This is a genomic window from Streptomyces sp. NPDC059649, from assembly GCF_042734445.1.
Classification (GTDB): Bacteria; Actinomycetota; Actinomycetes; order Streptomycetales; family Streptomycetaceae; genus Streptomyces.
Map to the genome: position 1 here is coordinate 141,696 of NZ_JBHWDV010000010.1, position 21,305 is coordinate 163,000.

The following is a 21,305-nucleotide window of genomic DNA, read 5'->3' on the forward strand; positions in this document are numbered from 1 at the left end:
CAGGGCAAGCCTGGAGTGTCACTGGAGACGACTAGGGGGAGCGCAAGGGGAGCGCGGACGCCTTTGGACGGTGCAACACCGGACATGAACGGCGGGTCCGTGGCGTGTGCTCTGATCTGGGAAAACAGGATCTGCCATCACGTCGCAGCACAGCTCACCCTGATCCCTGGTGGCCTCGTAATGCGTAGGTCTCGGGTTCGAATCCCGAAGGCGGCTCCGTGGAAAAGCCCAGGTCACGACATGTGACCTGGGCTTTTTGCTGTGCGGGTGGGGCCGGCTGTGGGCTCAGTCGCGAGGTGTGCGACGGAGGGTGGTGGTGGTGAAGGCGGTGGCCAGTAGTGCGGCGGTGGCTGTGAGGGTCAGCAGGGGCTGGGTGGGGGGCGGTTCGGTGTGGGGGGCGTGGAGCGCGCCCATGTAGTCGAAGACGGGGAGCCCGTTGGCGACGGTGTACCAGAGGGGCAGGTAGACCGCCTGGAAGAGGCGGTGGGTGCGGCTGAGGGTGCCCAGGGCGAGGGCCAGGGACGGGATGAAGAGGGCGCCGGCGAGCCAGGCGATGATGCCGGACCGGTCGGCCGCGGCGAGGAGCCGGATGAGCGGGCCGAGGCCGGTGGCCGTGGTGAGGGTCAGGCCGGCGGCCCATTCGGCGAGGAGCCGGCGGCGTGCGGCCGGGTAGGCGCCGAGCATGCCGTGGACGCCGCTTTCGTGCTGCTGGGTGCCCAGCCGGGACCAGATCAGGACCGGCCAGATCCAGGCGAGCGGCAGCATGACGCGGGTGGCGCCGTGGACCGTCGAGGAGCAGAGCGCGCCGGCCAGGAGGAGTGCGGCGCCCAGCCACCACCACCAGCGCACGCCCTGAAGGAGGATGCGGAGCTCTCCGGACCAGAGGGGGAAGGGCAGGGAGGGTGTGGCGCGGGTTCGGCGGAGGGTCTCCGGGCGGAGGCCGGTGGGTTCTTGGGTGGGCTTGGGGGCGGGGGGCCGGGCGGGGCTGTGGCGGGGGAGCCAGAGGGCCGGGAGGACGGCGAGGGCGCAGGCGAGGAGGAGCAGGAGCGCGCGCCCGAGGAGGTAGCCGGCGGTCGGGGTGAAGCCGTGCCAGGTGAAGAGGCGGAGCGGCTGGTCGAGGTAGGTCAGACCGAGGCTGAACTCGCCGTTGACCGGCAGGCGTTGGGCGACCATCTCCGCGTGCATCGAGCGGGCGACGCGGTGCACGCCGATGCCGTCGAAAGGCAGTCCGGGCCCCTGGCCGGCCGTCGCGAGGACCAGCCAGACGCAGAACCACACCACATTGCCCAGTCCGGTGCGCAGCAGCGGCAGCGTTTCGAAGAGCAGGGCGAGGGCGGCGGTCAGGGCCAGCAGGGGAAGGGCGATGAGGACGAAGGGCTGCCAGAGCGCGAGGAGATCGAGGGTGCCGGACTCACCGCGGGTCAGCTGCATGATCAGTGCCGTGGGGGCGAGCATGGCGAGCAGGGAGGACAGCACCATGAGGTTGCTGAGGAACTTGCCGGCCAGGTACCTGGACGTACGCAGCGGGGTGGCGGCGAGCAACTGGCCGACGCGGGTGGTGCGGTCGCGGTCGAGGGCGTTGCGCACGAGGAAGAAGCCGCCGAGGCTCAGCCAGAGGCCGGCGGCCAGAGCCGTCGCCATGCCGACGTAGGCGCTGTTGTAGAGGCCGCGGTGGTCACCGATCTGCATGATCACCCAGCGGGCGTCCGGGCCCGGTACGGCCAGGTAGCCCAGGGCCACGGCCGCGGCCAGGACGACGGCGTACGCGGGCCGGCGGACCCGGTCGCGGAAGTCGGCGGCGGAGAGGGAGAGGAGGGTGGGGAGTGGGAGGGGGAGGCGGCCGGGGGCTGTGCGGAGAAGGGAAGGGCGGACAGGGGAGGGGCGGGTCGGGGTGGGCATGGGTCAGCCTCGGTGGGTGGGGGCCGGACTCTGGGGCGGCCGGGGCCGGAGTGCGGGGCGGCCGAGCAGGGACAGGTAGGCGTCCTCCAGTTCGGGCGCCAGCGGTACGGCGCCCTCGTACGGCAGCTCGGGCGACAGCAGACGGATCCGGACGCCCTCGGTCGTGCGGACCATCCGGCTGACGGTGTAGCGCTCGCGTACCGCGGGCACGGTGGCGGGGTCGACCAGGACCTCCCATACCTGGCCGGCGACCGAACGCAGCAACTCCTCGGGCGTGGCGCGGCATTGGAGCCGGCCACCGGCGAGGACCGCGATGTCGGAGGCGACCGATTCGACGTCGGAGACGATGTGGGTGGAGAGCAGCACCGCCCGGTCCACGGCCAGATCGCTCAGCAGATTGCGGAACCGGACCCGCTCCTCGGGGTCGAGCCCCGCGGTCGGTTCGTCCACGATGATCACTTGGGGGTCGGCGAGCAGCACCTGCGCGATGCCGATCCGGCGCAGCATGCCGCCGGAGTACGCGCCCAGCGGGCGCCGGACCGCCTCGGTGAGGTTGACGAGTTCCAGGAGTTCCTCGATCCGGGGCTTGGCGGCCCTGGCGGAAATGCCTTTGGCGGCGGCGAGATAGCGGAGGAACTCCCGGGACGTGAGGTTCGGGTAGACGCCGAAGTCCTGCGGGAGGTAACCGAGCGCGCGGCGCAGGGCGTCGGGCGCGGCCACCGCGTCGGCGCCGTGGAAGAGGACTTTCCCGCTGGTGGGCCGGGTGACCGTGGCGGCGATCCGCATCAGGGACGATTTGCCGGCACCGTTGGGGCCCAGGAGGCCGAGCAGGCCGGGGCGCAGACGCAACGTCAGGTCGTCCAGGACCGGCTTGCCGCCGCGACGGTAGTGCTTGGTGAGGTGGAGGAGGTCGAGCATGGGGGCGGTCAGCGCTTCTTGTGGGCGGCCGGGGCGGTGCTGCTCGGGCTGGCGGCCGGGTGGGCCCGGAGGACGCGGTGGCCGTTCTTGGTGACCGAGATGCCCTTGGGGACCTCGACCATGAACCTGGCGTCGCAGAGGGCGAGTCCGCTGCAACCGGCCTCGATGTCGAGGGTGTCGCCCTTGAGCGTCCACTTCAGGTGCACGGTGCCCGCGGCGGTGTCGAACCAGCGGGTGACCTTGATGTCCTTGCGGTCCGTCGCCACCAGTTTGGTCGCGACCTCGTGGGTCAGCAGCTTCAGGGACCTGCCGGCGTACGCGAAGCGCTTCGATTCGGGTTTCGCGGTCTTGGCGTCCAGGGAACAGCCGGTGAGGCCGAGGGCGGCGGCGAGGGTGGTGGTGAGGATGGCGGTGAGGGGGGCGGTGAGGGCACGGCCACGGGCACGGGCACGGGTTGTGACGGCTGTGAGGGGTGTGTCTGAGGGCATCGGGACCTCCGGGGTGGGTGCTCGTTCGGCAGGGGAGCGGGGGCGGGAGCGGTAGCTCCGAGGAGAGGATCCCGGGGGGCGGCGGCAGGCACATCTGCCGATCGGCAGATATCGCGGAGGGAGATATGAGGGAGGGACTGGGAGATATGGGGGCGGCGGGGGAGGGCGAACTCCTCAGTGGGAGGGCGATGCCGTCGGCATGAGGCAGCGCACGTGCCAGCCCTTCGCGTCCTTTCCGTTTCCGTACGGGCCGGCTTCGAGCGTGCCGCCGAGGGCGCTGACGCGTTCGGCGAGGCCGGCGAGGCCGGTGCCGCCGCCCTGGCGGGTGCCGGGGAGGGATGTGGCCCGACCTAGGGACGTGGTCCGACCTGCGGTGTTGGTGACCGAGATCTCCAGGGAGCGGTCGGCCGTCCGGCTGATGGACACCTCGACCCGGTCGGCCCGCGGCGCATGGCGTCGTACGTTGGTCAGCGCCTCCAGCACCACTCGGTACGCGGTGTCTTCGGCCTCTTGGGTGAGGCTGTCGGTGCCGGTGCCGGTGCCGGTGCCGGTGCCGGTGGCGGTGTGGGTGCCGGTGTCGGTGTGGGTGTCGGTGCCGGTGGCGGTGTCGGTGTGGGCGTTGGTGTTGGTGTTGGTGAGGTCGAGGGTGACCTCGGCGGGTGTCATGGACGAGAAGCGGGCGACGAGTTCCGGCAGGTCGGCCAGGCCGTGGAGGCGGGTGGGGGGAGGTTCGCTGTGGTGGATGCCGTCGTTACTGCCGTTGCTGTCGTTGTCGTAGTTATCGCCGTTGCCCTTGTTCCCCTTGTTCCCCTCGCGCCCCTTGTTCCCCTCGCGGTCTTCCGTGGTGCGTAGCGCCGCCACCGTACGGTCCATGGATTCCAGGGCCCGCAGCCCGGCCTGCTCGATGCGTTCGAGCAGTGCGCGGTGTTGTTCCTGCTGCTGTTGTGGTGCGTTGGTCTGGTTGGGCTCGTCGGTGGGGGCCGATGTCGGGGGCTCGGCGGTGAATTGGGCCGCCTGTACTTCCAGGACGATGCCGGTCACCTCGTGGGCGACGAAATCATGGAGGTCGCGGGCGACTTGGAGGCGTTGTTCGCGGCGGGCCAGCGCCACCGCGTGCGCCCGGCGGGTGTCCAGCGACCGCAGGTAGAGGCCGACGCCGGTCGCGCAGGCTGCCGGGAAGAAGGCCAGGGCGGCGACGAAGATCGATTCCTTGAGCCCGGTGTGCGGCGCGTGCAAGGTGAAGCGCAGGGGCAGCAGCACCGCCGCCGCGCCGGTCAGGGTGCCGACCAGGCCCACGCGGGAGCCGGGCACCTGGCGTACCGCCCGCGCCAGGAGGACGAGCAGCGCCACCGTCTCGAAGGGGAGCCAGAGGACGACGAGACCGGGCGGCCCGAAGTACGCGACGTCGGTGGCGAGGGAGAGCAGTGCGGCGCCGGCCGCCACATGGGCGAGGCCGAGCCGGCGTATCGGCCGGGAGAGCAGCGACCAGGACAGCATCGGCCGAGACAACAGCGACCGGGGCGGCTGCGGCCGGGAGCACAGCGGCCGGGAAAGCAGCGGCCAGGAGAGCAGCGAGACGACGGTGGTCAGTGCGGCCAGGAGGGCGAGCGGGGCGGCGCTGGGTGGGCAGAGGAGGGCCGGGGCGAGCAGCAGTGCCGCGGCGGTGGTCGCCCATGCTCGGCGGAAGCGGCCATTCCGTCGGTCTGGCTGGGGCCGCCCTTGATGGGGTGCTCTCTGTGGACCTCCCGCTGCGTCCCGGGGGTGCCGGGGCGGAGTCGTCGGCGGAGTCGTGGACGGGGGCATGGGCGGGGGCATGGACGGGGGCATGGGCGGGTCCATGGACGGGGTCATTGCGACGGGCCTGGAGTGCGGCCGGTGGCGTAACCCAGTTCCCAGGCCCGTACGGCGATTCCCACCCGATTGCGAACCTGCAACTTCCGCTGAATGCTGGCGATATGGGTCTTGACCGTGCCGGCGGAGATGAACAACTCGCCGGCGATATCGGCATTGGTCTTTCCCTCGGCGACCTTCCCGGCGATTTCCCGCTCCCGCTCGGTCAGCACGGAATCCCGGTGCCGGGTGCGACGGCCCGACGCGTTTCCCGTGACGTGCTGCAACAGCCGTACGGTGATCGACGGGCTGATCAGGCTGTCTCCGGCCATCGCCGCCCGCACCGCCTCGATCAGCATGGCCGGCCCGGACCGTTTGAGCAGAAAGCCCGAGGCGCCGAAACGCAGCGCGGGATAGACATATTCGTCGAGATCGAAGGTGGTGACGACCACGACGCGTACCGGGTGCGCCGAGGAGGGATCGGCCAGCCGGCGGGTCACTTCCAGGCCGTCGAGGCGTGGCATACGGATATCCACCAACGCCACATCCGGCGTGAGGCTTCGGCCCAACTCGACGGCGGCTACTCCGTGAGCCGCTTCCCCGACCACTTCCATGTCGGGCTGGCTCTCCACGATGCGGCGTATTCCCCGGCGGACCATCTCCTGGTCGTCGGCGATCAGCAAACGAATGGTCACGGGCAGGAATTCTGCCCGTTGGGGAGAGCGGACGGGGCTGAATCGGCGGGCTGGGGTGCTGAGGAGGGTTCCGGGGTGCGGAGTGTTCCGGGGTACGGAGGCTTCCGGGGTACGGAGGGTTCCCGGTGCGGAGGTTCCTGGGTGGTCCGCTGGGCGCCTTGGCCCTGAGGTGGGCTTGGTGGCTGCGGCGGGCAGCCCTACGGCGGCCGCTATGGCCGTGGCGACCACGACGGGGTGGCCCCTGGGGCGTCAGTTGTGTGACGCGTTCTTGAGGCCGCTGTGCATCACGCCCCGGAAGGCGGCGCCGACAACCTGACCGCCGAGATCGGCCACCCGTAGTCCCTCGGGGTCGAAATTCAGCGCCGTACCGCCCGCACCCTCGGCACGCCGCAGGACCCGGCACTCAGCGAGGTGACCGGGCGCGGCCACACGGATACGGCTGCCGTCACCGCAATGGACGTGAGCCCGCAGGCCGTTCCATGGCCTCACCGCTCACCTCATTCACGCCTCCCCGCGCTGCGCTGACCTGCGGAAAGTCCCCGAGGCGGGGCTGCGGCGCGACCGGCCGCACACGGCCGTCGCCGGGCCGTTCGTGTGGCCGGCCCGCCGGACCGCAGGCACGTTGAAAAGAAAGACCCACCCACCCGGCGTGAACGGCCCCGCCAGCATGAACGGCCCCGCCGACATGAGCGGACGCGACCCACGTGACGCCGGCCGACGCCGCCCACGTGATGCGGGCCGACGCCGCCACGTAATCGGGCCGACGCCGGCCTGCGCGGAACGATGCCGGTCTGCGCGGGCCGATGCCGGTCTGCGCGGGCCGATGCCGGTCTGCGCGGGCCGCCGCCGGCCTGAGCCGACCGACCTGGAGGCTGCCGCATGCTTCGGAGATCGTTGCGGATCCCGGCCGCCGGAGTCGCGTACCTGCTGACGGCGGCGATGTCGTCGTCGGCCATGGCGTCCGGGCCGGAGGAGTACGCGGACGTCGCCGTGAGCAGTGGGGCGCGGGCCGGGCCCGGCACTCCCGCCGCCATGGTCATCGCCCACCGCGGCGCCTCCCGTTACGCGCCGGAGAACACGCTGGCCGCCGTGGACGCGGCCCATCGTCGCGGCCTCATATGGGTGGAGAACGATGTGCAGCGCACCAAGGACGGCCGGCTGGTGGTGATACACGACACCACGCTCAAGCGGACCACCGACGCCGCGAAGGTGTTTCCCGGACGGGCGCCCTGGCGGGTGGGGGACTTCACGGCCGCCGAGATCGCGCGGCTGGACGCCGGGAGCTGGTTCGGCAAGCGGTTCGCGGGGGAGCGGGTGCCGACGCTCGCCAGCTATCTGCGGCGTCTTGACCGTAATGGGCAGCGCCTTTTGCTGGAGATCAAGTCCCCTAGGGACTATCCCGGAATCGAGGCCCAGGTCGTCCGGGAACTGCGGTCCCACGGGTGGCTGGATCGCGACCATGTACGGAGCCGACTCGTGGTGCAGAGCTTCAACGTGGCCACTGTGAAGACCGTGCACCAACTGGTGCCACAGGTGCGTACGGGCATCCTGGGGGCGCCCGATATGCGCAAACTGGCGGCCTACGCCCGCTTCGCCGATCAGATCAACCCCCGTATGTCCGCGCTGAGTTCGCGATGGCTGGCGGCGGTCCACCGGCTGCGCGGCCCGCACGGGCGCCCCTTGCAGGTGTACGCCTGGGACGTGGCGAAGAACACGAACGCGCGGTCGGTACGTGCCCGGGGAATCGAAGGTGTTATTGAATAGCGGTAGCGTCAGCGATGGCGCCGGCCGGCTCCTACCCCTGACGGTCTCGTGCCACTGACGATCTCCGACCCCATGGTCTCCGACCCCACGGTCTCGGACTCCAGGGTCTCCGACTCCACGGTCTCGGACTCCAGGGTCCCCGACACCTGACGGTGCGTGAAGGCGCTGTGGAGGGCGGATGGTTGCCGGGTGGCCGCGGCAGGCGGGGATTTACGTGATTCCCGCGGCAGGGCTAAGGTGCCTGAGATGTTCGACGCCGCCACCCTTCCCGTAAAAGAACTAAGACGCAGGATTTGGCTTTTGGGTTCCGATTTGCGGCCCGGTGCGGGCCAGCGTCCGGCTCCTCCCGTGGGCTCCTTCCGGGAGGCTTCTTGAACAACGATTTTCCGGTTTACGACCAACGGCGGGTTCCGCTCCCCCCGCCGCGGCAGACACCGAACGGCACCCACGACGGTTCCAGTACTGGTTCCGGTCCCGGTTCCGGTGCCTCGTACTCCGCTTCGCGCTCCTCCTCGTATTCCCCGTCGTACTCCTCGTCCTCGTCCGCGTCCTCGTATGCGCCCTCCTACGCGACCCCGGCAGCAGCCACGGCCGCGACGGCAACTACGGCGACGGCCGCGACGACGATGGCGCCGGCCGCCACGGACTCGTCCGTGTCCGAACGCTCCATGGGCGAACGGGCCACGGCCGAGCGCTCTGTGGCCGAACGGGCCCTGAGCGACCGGTCCGTGGCGGAACAGGGGGAACGTGTCGCGGCAGCAGCTCCGGCCGGCGGCCGGGCCCCCGGCGCGGCCTCGCACACCAAGCCCCGGGGCCACGCCCGCGGCCGTACCAGGGGACGAGGACGGGGCCGCGCCACGAACGACGGCACCGTCGACACCAAGGCCGGTGCCGGGGCCGATGCTGCCGGCGGCGCCAAGGCGAAGCCACGCGATGCGTTCTTCGACAACGCCAAGTACCTGGCCATCGTGCTCGTCGCGATGGGGCACTCATGGGAGCCGCTCCGCGACGGCAGCCGGTCCGCGGCGGCGCTGTATATCACCGTCTACGCGTTCCATATGCCGGCCTTCATCATCATCTCCGGCTATTTCTCGCGCAGTTTCGATATGCGCAAGGACCGTTTGCAGCGGCTGATTACCGGCGTCGCGGTGCCGTACATCCTCTTCGAAGTCGCCTATACCTTCTTCAAGAGGTGGGCGGATGACGACCCGCATTACCCGATAAGCCTTACGGACCCGTGGTATCTGACCTGGTTCCTGCTGGCCCTGTTCATCTGGCGGCTGACCACCCCGCTGTGGAAGATCGTGCGCTGGCCCGTACCGCTGGCGCTCACCATCGCCGTCCTCGCGTCCATCTCCCCGGACATCGGCGATGATCTGGACCTCCAGCGGGTGCTGCAGTTCCTTCCGTTCTTCGTGATCGGACTGTCGCTGCGGCCCGAACACTTCAAACTGGTCCGCCGCAAGAAGGCCCGCATCGCGGCCGTCCCCGTCTTTGCGGGCGCGCTGGTCTTCGCGTACTGGGCGGCGCCGCGCATGAACGCCGCCTGGTTCTACCACCGGGACGCGGCGCAGGAACTGGCCGCACCGTGGTGGAGCGGTGCGGTGATGACGCTGGCGATGTTCGGCTGCTCGCTGGTACTGGTGGCGTGCTTCTTCGCCTGGGTACCGGGCCGCACGATGTGGTGCACGGTGCTGGGCGCGGGCACCCTGTACGGCTATCTGCTCCACGGTTTCCTGGCCAAGGGATCGCGCTTCTGGAACTGGTACGACGTGCACTGGGTCCACACCCCGTGGGGCGCGGTGCTGCTCACCCTCGCCGCCGGCACCGTCGTCACGCTGCTCTGCACCCCACCGGTCCAGCGCATGTTCCGCTGGGCCATGGAGCCCAAGATGACCTGGGCCTTCAAGAAGGACCCGGTGGACATGGCCCGCGGACGCACCTGACGCCCGCCGAAGGGAAAATCAGCGACAAGCGCCAGCAATCGGCCGCAGTCAGCGGCAATTGGCGCCAAGCAGAGGCGATCAGCGGCGATCAGCGGCGAGGACAACATCAGCACCAGGGGCGCCTGCGCCGCCGGGAAACCGGCGAGCGGGCGCCCCTGGCGCGTATGGCTGCCGGGCGCGTAGGGGGCCGGGCGTTGTACGGGGCGTTGTCCAGGCGCGGCGGGCAGACGGGTAGGCGGGCAGCCCCGGTCGACCGCTCCTTCCCTCCCCGCCCCTCCCCCCCCCCGCACCGCCCCCACCAACAACAAGCCACCACCTATCAGCCGCAAGCCACCGACTACCGGAGGCCAGCTAGAGCCACCAAGCACCAGCTACGAGGCCCGCACCAGCTACGAGCCGCCGTACCACCCACAGCCCGCCCCCACCAGCTACGAGCCCCCACGCACCAGCTACGAGGCACCCCCAACCGGCTACGAGCCGCCACGTATTAGCTAGAGGCCCCTCACCGGCCACGGGGCGACCTCCACCGGCTACGAGCCACCGCCTACCAGCTACCAGCGACCCCCACCTCCCCCCGTCGGCCGTCAGCTACCGCACCACGGCGATCCCTTCGATCTCCACCAGCGCCTCCTCGTCCCAGAGACGGGTCGCGCCGATCACGGCCATCGCCGGGTAATCGCTGCCGACCAGACGCTTCCACACCCGGCCGATCTCCCGAGCGTGCCGGCGGTAGTCCGCGACATCGACGGCGAAGACGGTGAGCTTGGCGAGGTCCGACGGGGCGGCCCCGGAAGCGGTTGCGACGTCCAGGAGGTTCGTCAGCGCACGCTCGAACTGCTCGACGATGCCGTTCCCCACGATCCGGCCCGTACGGTCCAGTGCGGTCTGACCGGCGAGAAAGACCAGCGTTCCCGGCGCGGCCCGGACGGCGTGGCTGAACCCGGTGGGCGGGGCAAGGTGCGGCGGATTGATCCGCTCCATCTCCCCGCCGCCCAGGTCCCCCCGCTCACCCTCTGAACTACCTGCATCTGCCGCCGCCACCCATGCATCCCCGGCCGCCGCATTACGTGGACCCCCGGCCGCCAAACCTGAAGCATCGGCCGCCGAGTTACGTGCAACGGGCGAGCCAGGGGCATCACCAGCGCCGTTCGTTCCCTGCTCGGGATCACCGCTCATCTCAGTCTCCGCACTCATCCTCGCCAGCTCCCTTCCGCCGCCAACTCGTACCGCAGTCTGCACTCGCAGTCGCGCTCGCACTCGCACTGGCAGTTGCGGTCGCAGTTGCCGTCGCACTCGCAGTTGCGGTCGTACTCGCACTCGCGCTCCAGGGATTGAAGCCCGTCCTGACCCTCACGGGAAGCTGCCCACGGGGGCGGGCAGATCGGTGTCGGCCAGCGAGGTGGCTTCATAGCGCGCCCGACGTCCGAACGTGCAGTGGATCACCAACCAGCCCGCTGCCCTCCTCCGCCGCGGCCCTCAGAGCACGCTTGGCCAGCGCGTCTATCTATGTCTGGTGTTGGCAGCAGCGGCAGTTGCAGTACCAGCCGTTGCGGTACCAGCCGTCGGCGTACCAGTTGTCGCCAGTGGGTCCCGGCCGTCCAAAGTGCCTTGGGCGGCATAGGGGAGGCAGCGTATGAATCCGGCCTCGTGGTGGAACGGTGCTGTCTGGTGTGCCTGGATCGCGGCCTTGTGATCGGGCTGGGCGGAGCCGTATGCGTAACGGCGCATGGCGTCCACGCTCTGCCATATGGAGAACGTGCTGACGAAGCGGGGCGGTCTGGCCAGGGCGAGGGACGCGAGCAGTGCGGGATCGGCTGCCGCTCGCCCCGCGGCCCGGGAGTTGGCGCGGAGGAAGGGCAGGGCGCGACGCAGGCGGAGTTGCCCGAGCGTGAGAACGGCAACTGGAGTGGCGTCTGGAGGGGCGAGTGGAAGGGTGACTGGCGTGGTGGCCGCGCTGGCGGCCGGGTTGGCCGCCATGCCGATCTGCCGCTCGCCGCGCTCCTGCCCGCGGCTCGGCCCGGACGCCGCTCCCTGCTCGCGATGTACCTGATCGTCGTATGCCCGCTTGCCGCCTTCCCGCTTGCCGCCGTCCCCCTTACCGCCTTCCCGCTCGCCGCATTCCTGGTCGCTGTGCTCCAAGGCGTCGTCGTCAGTCGCCGCTGTGTCGGCATCGATCTCCACCGGCATGGCGCTCCACGAGCCGGACATGCGGATCGGGCGTAGTCGTACGTGCCAGCCGCCTGCCAGCCGTTCCGCCAGCGCGTTCCTCTCCAGGAAGCCGTCGAGCGCGGCGTCGTCCTCCCAGGAAGCGAGCAGTGCGACCCGGCCGGGGTGCAGTCTGGGTGGGCCGGCCGCGATGGCCCCTGTGAGAGTCGTCTGGGCGGAGCGCAGCCCCGGAACGTCGCGCGGATGCAGACGCTCGCGGAGGAGGGTGGCTACGGCGCGCGCCCCGACGTCGGCGACATGCAAGGAAATGATCACAGCGAACCCCGTATCCGGGCGTCTCACGGTGAGCCGGCCCGTAAGTTACTGATGCGTGTACTGAGTGGTACACGATCTAGTATCCTTCATCACAGCGAAGATTGCGAGAGGAATCGAGCAGTCGAAATCAGCCAACCGGAGGGGTGGCGGGGAACCGTATGAGGGAGATCGATCGGGGGCGCGCGGCGCGTGCCGAGGCCAGGACGCGCATCGAGGAAACCGCCGCCCGGCTGTTCGCCGAGCGGGGCTACGCGGGCACGACCATCGGGGAGATCGCCGCCGAGGCCGGCCTGAGCAAACCGATGCTCTATCGCCACTTCGACTCGAAGCAGGAGCTGCACCTGGCCCTTCTGGAGCGGCACCGCGATGAGCTGGCGGCCGCCCCGATCCACCAACTCCTGCACGGGGAGGGGGACCTGGACAGTCGTATGAGGGCGATGTACGACGCCTGGTTCGGATATGTGCAGAGCCATCCGTACATCTGGCGGATGATGTTCCGTGACACCACCGGGGACGCGGAGGTGCAGGACTTCCACCGTGAAGTGCAGCGCAGACAGCGGGAGACGGACATGGCGCTGCTCCGGGAGTTCGCCCCCGGTCTGCCCGAGGGCGAACTTGAGCCGCTGGCCGAGGCGATCCGCAGTTCGCTCTACGGACTCGCCCTGTGGTGGCTGGACCGGCCCGACCAGCCCCGTGAACTACTGGTTTCGGCGATGACCCGGATCACCCGTGGCCTGATTTCCACCGTGGGGTAGTCGCGGGGCGGGGACGGGGCAGGGGAGGCGGCTCAGCCCCGGGCAGGCGAGCAGGAAGCGGGCCGCTCTCCACAGCCCGCAGCCCCCAGCCCACGACCGCCAACCCCCACCCCGCAGCCCGCGCCCCCCAGCCCCCACCCCGCGACCGGCGCCCCGCACCCCGCTCAGGCCACCTCCGTCCCTTCCGCCAGCTCCGGATACAGCGCCGACCGCAACTGGCCCTTCCAGTGCGCCTTCATCTCCCTCGCGAGGCGGGTGTCCGGGGCGTGCAGCTCGAAGCCGTGCCATGCGCCGGGGACGTTGTGAACCGTCACCGGCACGCCCGCGTCCATCAGGCGCCGGGCGTACGCCAGGCCGGTGTCCCGCAGCGGATCGAGATCGCAGACCAGGACGTACGCGGGCGGCAGGCCGGAGAGATCGGTGGCGCGGGCCGGCGAGGCGTAGGCATCCGGCACCGTCGTTCCCTCGGGGAGGTAGTGCTGCCAGGCCAGGCGCACCGTCCGAAGGCTGTTCACCCAGGGATTCGGCGGGGCAGCGGCCCCGGCTCCGGCGGGGACACCCGCCTCCTCCGGGAGGGCCGGAATGGGCTGCTCGGCGACGCGGTCGTCCACGTCCGGTACGCACAGCGACTGATAGACCAGTGGCGGGCCGCCGCGGTCGCGGGCCATCAGGGCAACGGCCGCGCTCAGCCCACCACCCGCCGAATTCCCGGTGACGGCGATCCGGGCCGGGTCGACCCCCAGATCGCTCGCCTGCTTGGCCGTCCACTCCAGGGCGAGATAGCAGTCCTCCACGCCGGCGGGGTAGCGGTGTTCCGGAGCGAGGCGGTATTCAACGGTGACGACAACGGCGGGCAGTTCACGGCAGAGCGCGATCGCCGACCGGTCCTGACCGGGCAATGAGCGGCCGATGGCGTACCCACCACCATGGAAATGCATAACGGCAGGCAGGAGCCCCTCCCCAGGCTCCAGCCCCTCCTCAGGCTCCCGGCCCGCCCCAGCCTCTCGGCCCGCCCCGGTCTCCCTGCCCGCCCCGGCCTCCGCACGCTCCGGCCGATAGACCTCGACCGTGAGGGTGCTGCCGTCCGGCCGCGTGAGGCCGTACCGCTTGCTGCTCACCCCGGTCCGATCGGCCGGACGCAGCGCCAGCAGCTCGCGGAAGCTCTCCCGGGTGGCCTCGATGTCCTCGTACGGATCGGAGAACGGTCGCAACATCCCCAGATACGGGACCAGTTCGGGGTGGACGGCCAACCCCGGCAGGACAGTCAAATGCAGCTTCTTCTCAGTCATATGCGTTCTCCTATCAGCCTCGGTGTGCGGATGCGGCGATATGCGGATGCGGCGACATGACGAAGCCGAAGAGGCGAGAACAGAGAACGAGAACAGAGAGCGAGAGCAGGAAACGAGAGCAGGAAACGAGAGCCGACAACGAGAACAGAGAAGAGGAACCACGCCCTCACCTCAGAGAAGAGGAACCACGCCCTCACCGCACCTCACTTCGCGTCCGCGTAACACTCCACCACCGCCGTCGTGAAGGGAAAACGGACGGGGGTCTCGCCGAACGCCGTCCGGCCCGCCGTCGTGGCCGCCGCCGTGATGGCCTCGGACACTGCGGCCGCCTCCTGTGCCGGGCAGTGCACGATCACCTCGTCGTGCTGGAAGAACACCAGCTCGGCGCGGAAACCGCCCGCCCACAGCGCCCGGCGCAACGCGGCCAGCAGCAGCAACGCCCAGTCGGCGGCGCTGCCCTGCACGACGAAGTTACGGGTGAACCGGCCGCGGGCGCGGGCGGCCGCCGAACTGCCGCCGTACCCGGTGGACGGCTCCTCCTCCTGGGGCAGACCCGCCTCGTCGGGCGGCGCCATGGAGGCGGGCGGGCAGGTGCGGCCCAGCCATGTGCGCACCAGGCGCCCCTCCTCGCCCGCGCGGGCCGCCTCGTCCACGTACGCCACCGCCGCCGGATAACGGCGGCGCAGATCGGCCATGTGCTTGAGGGCGTCGCCCGACGTCTGGCCGTAAATCGCCCCCAGGAGCCCGAGCTTGGCCCGGTCCCGGTCGCCGCCGAACGCCCGGGCGGCCAGGTCCGCATAGAGGTCCTCGCCGCTGCCGGCCACCTCCATCAGGCCCCGGTCGCGGGAGACGGCGGCCAGCACCCGCGGCTCCATCTGGTCCGCGTCGGCGACCACCAAACACCACCCCGGATCGGCGAGCACCGCCCGACGGATCACTTTCGGGATCTGCAGCGCGCCCCCGCCGTTGGTCGTCCAGCGGCCGGAGACCGTGCCACCGGGCAGATACTCGGGACGGAACCGTCCGTCGTGCACCCACTGCTGCAGCCACGACCACCCATGGGCGGTGTGCAGACGGTAGAGCTTCTTGTACTCCAGCAGCGGCGGCACCGCGGGATGATCGACCTGCTGCAGCTCCCACTTACGGGTCGAGGTCAAGGAGATCCCGGCCCGACCGAACGCCTTGATGATGTCGTTCGGCAGATCGGGACGCACCCGCGCGCCGGGCCCGAACGCCCGGGAGACCTCGTCCGCGAGCTCCGCCATCCGCCGGGGCTCCAGCCCGCCCGGAAATCGCTCGCCCAGCAGTGCGTCGAGCAGCGCACGATGCACGTCCGCACGCCACGGCACGCCCGTACGCCCCATCTCCGCGGCGACCAGCATGCCCGCGGACTCGGCGGCGACCAGCAGCCGCATCCGCTCCGGATGCTCGGCCCGCGCCGTACGCGCCACCTGCGCGGCATAGACCTCCGTCAGCGCCGTCAACTCGTCCGTACCGGGCGGCAACGGCACCGGGCCCGGGTCGAAGAGCGACGGCTGGGTCTCCGCCGTACGCGGGGGAGCGTCCGGCGGTACGGGCAGGGAACGCAGCCGCGCCCATGCCGCGGCCAGCGAACGCGGCTGCCCCGACTGGCCCTCCTCGTGGCCGATCAGCAGCGCCTCCGCGGCCTCCACGTCGTAGCACCGCTCGACGCGCACCCCGGCGGCCAGCAGCCGCCGGTAGATCTCGGCGGTGGACCGCCACACCCACCGCTCGACCTCGGGCCGAGACCGCACGGCCTCGGCGAGCGACGGCTCGCTCACCACCGGTCCCGCCGCCCGGCCGTCCGGAGTGAGCGGGCAGAGACGAGCACCCCCGTCGCCCGTCTCCACCACCGCCCATCTCATGACCCGAGTCTTGCACCAGGGTCTGACAATCGCCCTGACCTGCACCTTCGCCGCCGACAGCAACCCAATGCCCCACGGCGTCCACGCCCACGCTCACGACCATGCCCCCGCCCATGCTCACGGCCACGGCCACGATCCTGCTCACGCCCACGACCCCGCCCACGACCCGCTCACGACCACAGCCACGCCCACGCCCACGCCCCCGACCCCGGCCTACCCCACCCGCACCACGAGCCGCCGGTCCCGGCCCGTGCAGCGGGCGAGGTGGGCGGCCTCCGCCTCCAGGCCCGCGACCGGTACCGCCCCGTGCTCCGCGAACAGCGTCACCTCCACCGTCTCCTCGGTGAACTCCCATACGCCCGCCACCCGGCCCTGGTGCACCACCACGGGCGAGATCCAGCCCCCGCTGCGACTGACCGCCGCACGCCGCGCGGCCGCTATCAGCCGGGTGTCGGCCGTGCCGGGCCCGAGGACGTACTGGTCGAAACCGGCCAGCAGTCGCACCTCCTGCGAGGGTTTGACGCGGGCCAGCGCCGCCACGTCCGCACTCCGCACATACGCCGCGCCCCCACCCCCACCCCCGGCCCTGCCCGTCCTGCCGCTCCCGCTGGCGCCCTCGCCCTCGATCTCGACCCGCGTCAGCCGGTCGCCGAGCGACTCGAACCATCCGCGCAGCACGGCCTTACGGGTCGCGCCGCGCAGCAACCAGGCGTCGAACGTGGCCGGTGTGGCCGGACCATGAGCCGCCAGGTACACCGAGATCACCTCCGGTGCGGCCTCGTCCGGCTCCGGCACCCCTCGCCACCCGGGCACCCAGGAGCGCGGCGAGGTGAAGGTGACGTTCTGCCCCTTAGGCGGGCCCTGGCACAACCGGCCCGTCCAGGCCAGCGGTTTGAGCACGGTGCCCCAGCCGGACGCCAGCTGCTCACCCAGACCTTCGAGGCCGGGCCGCGCCAGCACCGCGTCGATGAGCTCCTGCCGGGTCAGTACCTGCCCGTCAAGGATCTCGTCGACGGCCTCGCCCAGCGCCGCCATCTGCTGCGCGCCCACCCCGAACGCCCGCTGCCAGGACGGCTTCTCCCACGTACGCGCGGCCCCCAGCAGTGCGAGATACGCTGCCATGCCGTCGGCCGGCAGCAGATGCAGCGTGCCCCGCATCGCCCAGGTCCTGACCAGGGAACGGGCCGCGAGCGCCTCCTGGACAGCACCACGGCGAGGGCTCTTCTGCCGTATGGCCAGGGCGAGTTCGGCCGCGGAGGCAACCTGCGCCTGCACGCCGGCCAGTTGACCGACGAGCTGCTCCACCGAGGCGGTCGTCCGCGGTACCAGGCTCTGCTGCCGCAGCCGCCACGCCAACACCTGCGCAGAGGTCACCTTCATACCGCCATTGGACACGACACCACTGACAACCCGCCTCGACCAGCGGCCGGTTGCCGGCACCGACGGCCGCAACGCGTGCCAGGATGACGACGAGACCTCCGGCAGGCCGGGCCGCCAACCCCACCGCGGCCAGCCCCTCGGACACTCCCGCCCAAAATGTACGAGACGTCCTTTTCACCCGTTCAGGCCGCTACTTTTGCCCCAGTTGATGCGTTGAGCTGCTTGTCGCTCCAGGCGGCGCGCACCAATCTGAATGCTGCTCAGTGAAGAGGTTCCCCCGTGAAGTCTGTCTCGAAGGCCGTCGTCCTGTCCGCTGCCGCGGGCATCGCTGTGCTGGGGTCGGCCGGTATGGCCAGTGCCACCGATGGTGCCGCCGCAGCGGGTGGCGCAATCAACTCCCCCGGTGTCCTCTCCGGTAACGTCGTGCAGGTTCCGATCTCCATTCCGATCAATGTGTGCGGCAACACCATCAACGTCTTCGGACTCCTGAACCCGGCGTTCGGCAACGTCTGTCTCAACCGCTGAGCGCTGTACGGAGTTTGAGGTTTTGGGCCGCTGACGCGGGCGGTCCGTCACAAAGGCCGGTACGCATTGCCGTACCGGCCTTTGTGCCGTCGACGACGCACCCGCGGCCGAAAAGGCCGCCCAGATGCAGTGATATGTGTTTATGGTTCCGCGGCATTCGGGTGAATCGGCGAAACCGCACCCACCGAAGCGAGTTGACCAGGACGCTCCGGATACGGGCACTCCGCTTCGAGAAGGGTAAATCGTGATCAAGAAGGTCCTGGCCACGACGGCTGTAGCCGCGTCCGTCGTCGGCATCTCGGCGACGGTCGCACCCCAGGCGATGGCGATCGGCAATCACCACGGCACGTCGACGGTCAATGGCAACGGAGCCAAGACCGCGTTCGGCAACTCCGTCACGCACGGCAAGATGAGCCCGCAGCTGGAGCTCGTCCAGGGCTCGCTGAACGACATCTGCCTCGCTGTGGGCAAGGTGGACATCCAAGGCGTCCTCGGTACGCTGCCGATCGCGGCGCAGGACATCAACGTGCTGTCCAACCCGCAGAACCAGCAGTGCGCTGAGAACTCGACGCAGGCCAAGGGCGACGAGCCGCTGTCGCACATCATCGACGACATCCCGATCCTGTCCGGGAACGGCGTCGGCAACCACTGAGCCGGCCAACGGCCGCAGGTCCGGACCGCCGGCTCTCCCTTTCAGGGGGGTCCGGCCCTGTGGCATCCCTTGCGAACCGTAGGGACAGTAATTCTCGATCCCCCTTTCGGTAGGAATTCGTATGCGGAGGGTACCTCGTTCGTTCGAAATCCGGTGTTTTTTCCGCGTTGTATGTGCGGTGGCAATCTTCCGAAACGGTCTTGCAACCTTCGGGCGATTCCTCCGAAAACCTCCGGGCAAGAGTTTCGCGCACGAGGAGAAATCGTTACCAGTATCGACAGCGGCGTTACGGGCGAGCAGATCAGCGCCCGTGCGACACGAGGGTCGTGTTCGCTACGGACCCGCTGCAGGAAGGGCTGAAAGTGAAGTACGCAAAGGTCGCAGCAGTCACTGCCGGCACGCTCATGGCAGTGGGCACGGCTGCGCCGGCGTTCGCCGACGCGGGTGCCGCGGGCGGCACCAAGAACTCCCCCGGTGTCCTCTCCGGCAACGCCATCCAGGTTCCGATCCACATTCCGATCAATCTGTGTGGCAACACCATTAACATCGTCGCACTGCTGAACCCGGCGTTCGGCAACAACTGCCTGAACCACTGACTCGAAGGAATTCGAGCGATGTTCATGTGAACCGACCCCGGTGCGCGGTTCCGGCGCATCGGGGTCGGTCGGCATTCACTCGGCCCAGCCGCGCGGGATGCGCGCGCCGCACTTTTCGGGTGGCAGTTGGCGGGAAGCCGAAAATTCAGAGTTTCTCCGGGCGGCAGCACTCGTTAGTGAAGTGGAAAGCGGTGAACGGAGCAGCGAAGTGAATGCTCACGCGACGTCGGCGTCGCGGGCCCGTCAAGCACCGCCGGAGAAGGGACAGTTGAAAGTGAAGTACGCAAAGTCTGCGGCGGTCGTGGCCGGTTCCGTCATGGCGCTCGGTGCCGTCGTGCCCGCCTTCGCCGCCCAGCCCGGAGCTCCGAAGATGAGCCTCAACGGCGGGATGACGGATGCGGTGAACTCGCTGCACAACAAGCTGGACGGGCACCAGGTCCGGCCGGTGATCAAGAAGGTCAAGACCGCAGGGGAAAAGGTCAGGGCGGCCAACGCGAATCAGCTGATCCGTGGTGTCACCGGGGCGGCCAAGAGCATTCCGATGCTCGGCGGTCTGCCGCTCAAGTCGTAACCGGAGCGCACGGCACCGACCGCCAACTGCTGATCGTCGACCGCCGCCGACCGCGACGGGAATCGGCGCGGGTCAGCCGTAATCGAGGGGATATCGGCGAGTGGGAGAAAGCCGCTGTCCGGCTCTGTGTGCCGCGTACGAGAAGGTGCGAAAAATCGCCGCCATCGCCCGGGATATTTTCCCGCCGTGAATCCGATCGGCAAGACGGATCAGGGCGCCAGCTCATTTGAGTGAATGAGCACAACCCACCTCGCCCTTGTGAGTTGGTCAGACTGCCCGGCCCAAGGGCATCCCGAAACACGAAGGATCAAGAATGATCAAGAAGGCTCTGGCGACCGCAGCCGCGGCCGCGTCGATTGTCGGCGTTGCCGCAGCCGCCGCCCCCGAGGCGATGGCGATCGGTAACCAGCACGGCACGTCCAGCGTCAACGGTAACGGCGCGGCGCAGTACTACGGCAATTCGACCACGTACGGCTACATGAGTCCGCAGATCGGTTTGATCCAGGGCTCGCTGAACAAGCCCTGCATCGCTGTCGGTAAGGTGCCGGCCCAGCTCCTCGCGGGGGCAGCCCCGATCGCGGTGCAGGACATCAATGTCCTGTCGTCGCCGCAGAACCAGCAGTGCACCGAGAACTCCACCCAGGCCAAGGGTGACGAGGCGCTGTCGCACATCCTGGACAACATCCCGATCCTCTCGGGCAACGGCGTGCACAACCACTGACCGCCTCGGTAGCACCCGGGCCGCCCGGCCCTCCTTCTTCCGGGCGGCCCGGGTTTTTGCTGCCCACCCCGGGCCGGGGAATTGTTATTCGCTCGTGACTGAAATCCGGTGCACCTAGTCGTTAGGAAGAGTGTGTGGAGGGAAGCATGCCAATGCCCCTGCGAAATTGATGGGGTTGCCGGGGCATTGGCATGCCGGCTGGAAACGAGAACAGGGCCCGTGCAGCCGTTCGGCGGTGGTGCGGGCCCTGTGCCGTGAAAAGTGGGAGCGATGCGGTGGAATTTCGGGCGAATTTATCGCATCGTCTTTTCGGGGATGTGTGAGTGGCCTCTTTTTCGGAGGTCCGGGCCAGCTATTCGGGTGACGCTGCGCAACTCGCGGCCGCGTGGCGGGTTGTTCCAATAGGGCTCCCGAGCCGGGAGTTCCGTCTCCTGAAGGGTTTGCGTGAATGAAGAAGATTATTGCGGGCGCGGCCGTGGCGGCGTCGCTGGTCGGTATCTCCGCTGCGGCCGCTCCGCAGGCCATGGCGATCGGTGACCAGAAGGGCACCAGCACGGTCAACGGCAACGGAGCCAAGACCGCGTTCGGCAACTCCGCCACGCACGGAAAGCTGAGCACCCAGCTCGGGCTCGTCCAGGGCTCGCTGAACAAGCCTTGCCTCGCTCTGGGCAAGCTGGACATCCAAGGCATCCTCGGCGCGGCGCCGATCGCGGTGCAGGACATCAACGTGCTGTCCAACCCGCAGAACCAGCAGTGCACCCTGAACTCGACCCAGGCGAAGGGCGACGAGCCGCTGTCGCACATCATCGACGACATCCCGATCCTGTCCGGGAACGGTGTCGGCAACCACTGAGGACGGCCGACGGCTCCGGCCGTTGCACCGCTTACGTCTCCGGGCGGCCGGCGCCG

20 protein-coding genes are annotated in these 21,305 nt (G+C 69.7%); 9 read left to right on the top strand and 11 right to left on the bottom strand.

Going from position 1 to position 21,305, the window contains the following annotated elements; all coding sequences use genetic code 11:
* Positions 1 to 285: 285 nt before the first annotated feature.
* From ACFV1J_RS14820 to ACFV1J_RS14845, 6 genes are all read right to left on the bottom strand, one after another.
* On the bottom strand, positions 286 to 1,899 hold the full coding sequence (locus tag ACFV1J_RS14820) for a hypothetical protein (RefSeq protein WP_385857848.1): 1,614 nt from the start codon (positions 1,897 to 1,899) through the stop codon (positions 286 to 288).
* A gap of 3 nt (positions 1,900 to 1,902) precedes the next feature.
* Positions 1,903 to 2,817, bottom strand: coding sequence for an ATP-binding cassette domain-containing protein (locus tag ACFV1J_RS14825; protein ID WP_385857850.1), 915 nt, complete (start codon positions 2,815 to 2,817; stop codon positions 1,903 to 1,905).
* A gap of 8 nt (positions 2,818 to 2,825) precedes the next feature.
* Positions 2,826 to 3,305 carry a hypothetical protein gene (locus ACFV1J_RS14830; RefSeq protein ID WP_385857852.1) on the bottom strand — a complete coding sequence of 160 codons (480 nt, stop codon included), beginning with the start codon at positions 3,303 to 3,305 and terminating at the stop codon, positions 2,826 to 2,828.
* Positions 3,306 to 3,479: 174 nt separating this feature from the next.
* A complete protein-coding gene (locus tag ACFV1J_RS14835) occupies positions 3,480 to 4,802 on the bottom strand; it encodes a sensor histidine kinase (protein WP_385857854.1) in 1,323 nt (440 codons plus the stop codon).
* Positions 4,803 to 5,152: 350 nt separating this feature from the next.
* The gene (locus tag ACFV1J_RS14840) at positions 5,153 to 5,830 is read right to left on the bottom strand and encodes a response regulator (protein WP_385857856.1); all 678 of its coding nucleotides are present in this window, start codon (positions 5,828 to 5,830) and stop codon (positions 5,153 to 5,155) included.
* A gap of 249 nt (positions 5,831 to 6,079) precedes the next feature.
* Entirely contained in the window at positions 6,080 to 6,319 is a 240-nt protein-coding gene (locus ACFV1J_RS14845) for a hypothetical protein (protein ID WP_385857858.1), read from the bottom strand.
* 390 nt (positions 6,320 to 6,709) lie between these two features.
* Here ACFV1J_RS14845 and ACFV1J_RS14850 point away from each other — a divergent pair, with 390 nt between their 5' ends.
* Positions 6,710 to 7,594: a glycerophosphodiester phosphodiesterase gene (locus ACFV1J_RS14850; RefSeq protein WP_385857860.1), complete on the top strand. Its 885-nt coding sequence runs from the start codon at positions 6,710 to 6,712 to the stop codon at positions 7,592 to 7,594.
* A gap of 653 nt (positions 7,595 to 8,247) precedes the next feature.
* A complete protein-coding gene (locus ACFV1J_RS14855) occupies positions 8,248 to 9,540 on the top strand; it encodes an acyltransferase family protein (RefSeq protein ID WP_385857862.1) in 1,293 nt (430 codons plus the stop codon).
* A 588-nt stretch (positions 9,541 to 10,128) separates the two neighbouring features.
* Here ACFV1J_RS14855 and ACFV1J_RS14860 read toward each other — a convergent pair.
* Both ACFV1J_RS14860 and ACFV1J_RS14865 read right to left on the bottom strand, forming a co-directional pair.
* Positions 10,129 to 10,521, bottom strand: coding sequence for a RidA family protein (locus ACFV1J_RS14860; protein WP_385857864.1), 393 nt, complete (start codon positions 10,519 to 10,521; stop codon positions 10,129 to 10,131).
* A gap of 519 nt (positions 10,522 to 11,040) precedes the next feature.
* The gene (locus ACFV1J_RS14865; protein ID WP_385857866.1) at positions 11,041 to 12,021 is read right to left on the bottom strand and encodes a spheroidene monooxygenase; all 981 of its coding nucleotides are present in this window, start codon (positions 12,019 to 12,021) and stop codon (positions 11,041 to 11,043) included.
* Between the two features lie 158 nt (positions 12,022 to 12,179).
* On the opposite strand from ACFV1J_RS14865, the gene ACFV1J_RS14870 reads away from it, so the two are divergent.
* Entirely contained in the window at positions 12,180 to 12,776 is a 597-nt protein-coding gene (locus ACFV1J_RS14870; protein WP_385857868.1) for a TetR/AcrR family transcriptional regulator, read from the top strand.
* 164 nt (positions 12,777 to 12,940) lie between these two features.
* Here ACFV1J_RS14870 and ACFV1J_RS14875 read toward each other — a convergent pair whose 3' ends face one another.
* The 3 genes from ACFV1J_RS14875 to ACFV1J_RS14885 all read right to left on the bottom strand — a co-directional run bounded on the left by ACFV1J_RS14875 (position 12,941) and on the right by ACFV1J_RS14885 (position 17,331).
* Positions 12,941 to 14,065 carry an alpha/beta hydrolase gene (locus tag ACFV1J_RS14875; protein ID WP_385857871.1) on the bottom strand — a complete coding sequence of 375 codons (1,125 nt, stop codon included), beginning with the start codon at positions 14,063 to 14,065 and terminating at the stop codon, positions 12,941 to 12,943.
* 203 nt (positions 14,066 to 14,268) lie between these two features.
* The gene (locus ACFV1J_RS14880) at positions 14,269 to 15,951 is read right to left on the bottom strand and encodes a bifunctional 3'-5' exonuclease/DNA polymerase (protein WP_385857873.1); all 1,683 of its coding nucleotides are present in this window, start codon (positions 15,949 to 15,951) and stop codon (positions 14,269 to 14,271) included.
* Between the two features lie 213 nt (positions 15,952 to 16,164).
* Entirely contained in the window at positions 16,165 to 17,331 is a 1,167-nt protein-coding gene (locus tag ACFV1J_RS14885) for a winged helix DNA-binding domain-containing protein (protein WP_385857875.1), read from the bottom strand.
* A gap of 279 nt (positions 17,332 to 17,610) precedes the next feature.
* Here ACFV1J_RS14885 and ACFV1J_RS14890 point away from each other — a divergent pair, with 279 nt between their 5' ends.
* The 6 genes from ACFV1J_RS14890 (at position 17,611) to ACFV1J_RS14915 (ending at position 21,249) form a co-directional block, all read left to right on the top strand.
* Complete coding sequence (locus tag ACFV1J_RS14890) at positions 17,611 to 17,856, top strand: chaplin (RefSeq protein WP_385857877.1); 246 nt, start codon at positions 17,611 to 17,613, stop codon at positions 17,854 to 17,856.
* A 244-nt stretch (positions 17,857 to 18,100) separates the two neighbouring features.
* On the top strand, positions 18,101 to 18,508 hold the full coding sequence (locus ACFV1J_RS14895) for a rodlin (RefSeq protein ID WP_385857879.1): 408 nt from the start codon (positions 18,101 to 18,103) through the stop codon (positions 18,506 to 18,508).
* A 362-nt stretch (positions 18,509 to 18,870) separates the two neighbouring features.
* Entirely contained in the window at positions 18,871 to 19,104 is a 234-nt protein-coding gene (locus ACFV1J_RS14900; protein WP_385857933.1) for a chaplin, read from the top strand.
* A 97-nt stretch (positions 19,105 to 19,201) separates the two neighbouring features.
* On the top strand, positions 19,202 to 19,675 hold the full coding sequence (locus ACFV1J_RS14905) for a hypothetical protein (protein ID WP_385857881.1): 474 nt from the start codon (positions 19,202 to 19,204) through the stop codon (positions 19,673 to 19,675).
* Between the two features lie 313 nt (positions 19,676 to 19,988).
* Positions 19,989 to 20,396 carry a rodlin gene (locus ACFV1J_RS14910; protein ID WP_385857883.1) on the top strand — a complete coding sequence of 136 codons (408 nt, stop codon included), beginning with the start codon at positions 19,989 to 19,991 and terminating at the stop codon, positions 20,394 to 20,396.
* Positions 20,397 to 20,844: 448 nt separating this feature from the next.
* On the top strand, positions 20,845 to 21,249 hold the full coding sequence (locus ACFV1J_RS14915; protein WP_385857885.1) for a rodlin: 405 nt from the start codon (positions 20,845 to 20,847) through the stop codon (positions 21,247 to 21,249).
* Positions 21,250 to 21,305 lie beyond the last annotated feature (56 nt).

What these genes read in the sequence shown, in the direction of transcription:
- ACFV1J_RS14850 (WP_385857860.1), top strand. Translation starts at nt 6,710, where the DNA reads ATGCTTCGGAGATCGTTGCGGATCCCGGCCGCCGGAGTCGCGTACCTG.
- ACFV1J_RS14910 (WP_385857883.1), top strand. Translation starts at nt 19,989, where the DNA reads ATGATCAAGAAGGCTCTGGCGACCGCAGCCGCGGCCGCGTCGATTGTC.
- ACFV1J_RS14825 (WP_385857850.1), bottom strand. Translation starts at nt 2,817, where the DNA reads ATGCTCGACCTCCTCCACCTCACCAAGCACTACCGTCGCGGCGGCAAG.
- ACFV1J_RS14830 (WP_385857852.1), bottom strand. Translation starts at nt 3,305, where the DNA reads ATGCCCTCAGACACACCCCTCACAGCCGTCACAACCCGTGCCCGTGCC.
- ACFV1J_RS14835 (WP_385857854.1), bottom strand. Translation starts at nt 4,802, where the DNA reads ATGCTGTCCTGGTCGCTGCTCTCCCGGCCGATACGCCGGCTCGGCCTC.
- ACFV1J_RS14860 (WP_385857864.1), bottom strand. Translation starts at nt 10,521, where the DNA reads ATGGAGCGGATCAATCCGCCGCACCTTGCCCCGCCCACCGGGTTCAGC.
- ACFV1J_RS14885 (WP_385857875.1), bottom strand. Translation starts at nt 17,331, where the DNA reads ATGAAGGTGACCTCTGCGCAGGTGTTGGCGTGGCGGCTGCGGCAGCAG.
- ACFV1J_RS14820 (WP_385857848.1), bottom strand. Translation starts at nt 1,899, where the DNA reads ATGCCCACCCCGACCCGCCCCTCCCCTGTCCGCCCTTCCCTTCTCCGC.
- ACFV1J_RS14905 (WP_385857881.1), top strand. Translation starts at nt 19,202, where the DNA reads ATGCGCGCGCCGCACTTTTCGGGTGGCAGTTGGCGGGAAGCCGAAAAT.
- ACFV1J_RS14915 (WP_385857885.1), top strand. Translation starts at nt 20,845, where the DNA reads ATGAAGAAGATTATTGCGGGCGCGGCCGTGGCGGCGTCGCTGGTCGGT.
- ACFV1J_RS14870 (WP_385857868.1), top strand. Translation starts at nt 12,180, where the DNA reads ATGAGGGAGATCGATCGGGGGCGCGCGGCGCGTGCCGAGGCCAGGACG.
- ACFV1J_RS14880 (WP_385857873.1), bottom strand. Translation starts at nt 15,951, where the DNA reads ATGAGATGGGCGGTGGTGGAGACGGGCGACGGGGGTGCTCGTCTCTGC.
- ACFV1J_RS14875 (WP_385857871.1), bottom strand. Translation starts at nt 14,065, where the DNA reads ATGACTGAGAAGAAGCTGCATTTGACTGTCCTGCCGGGGTTGGCCGTC.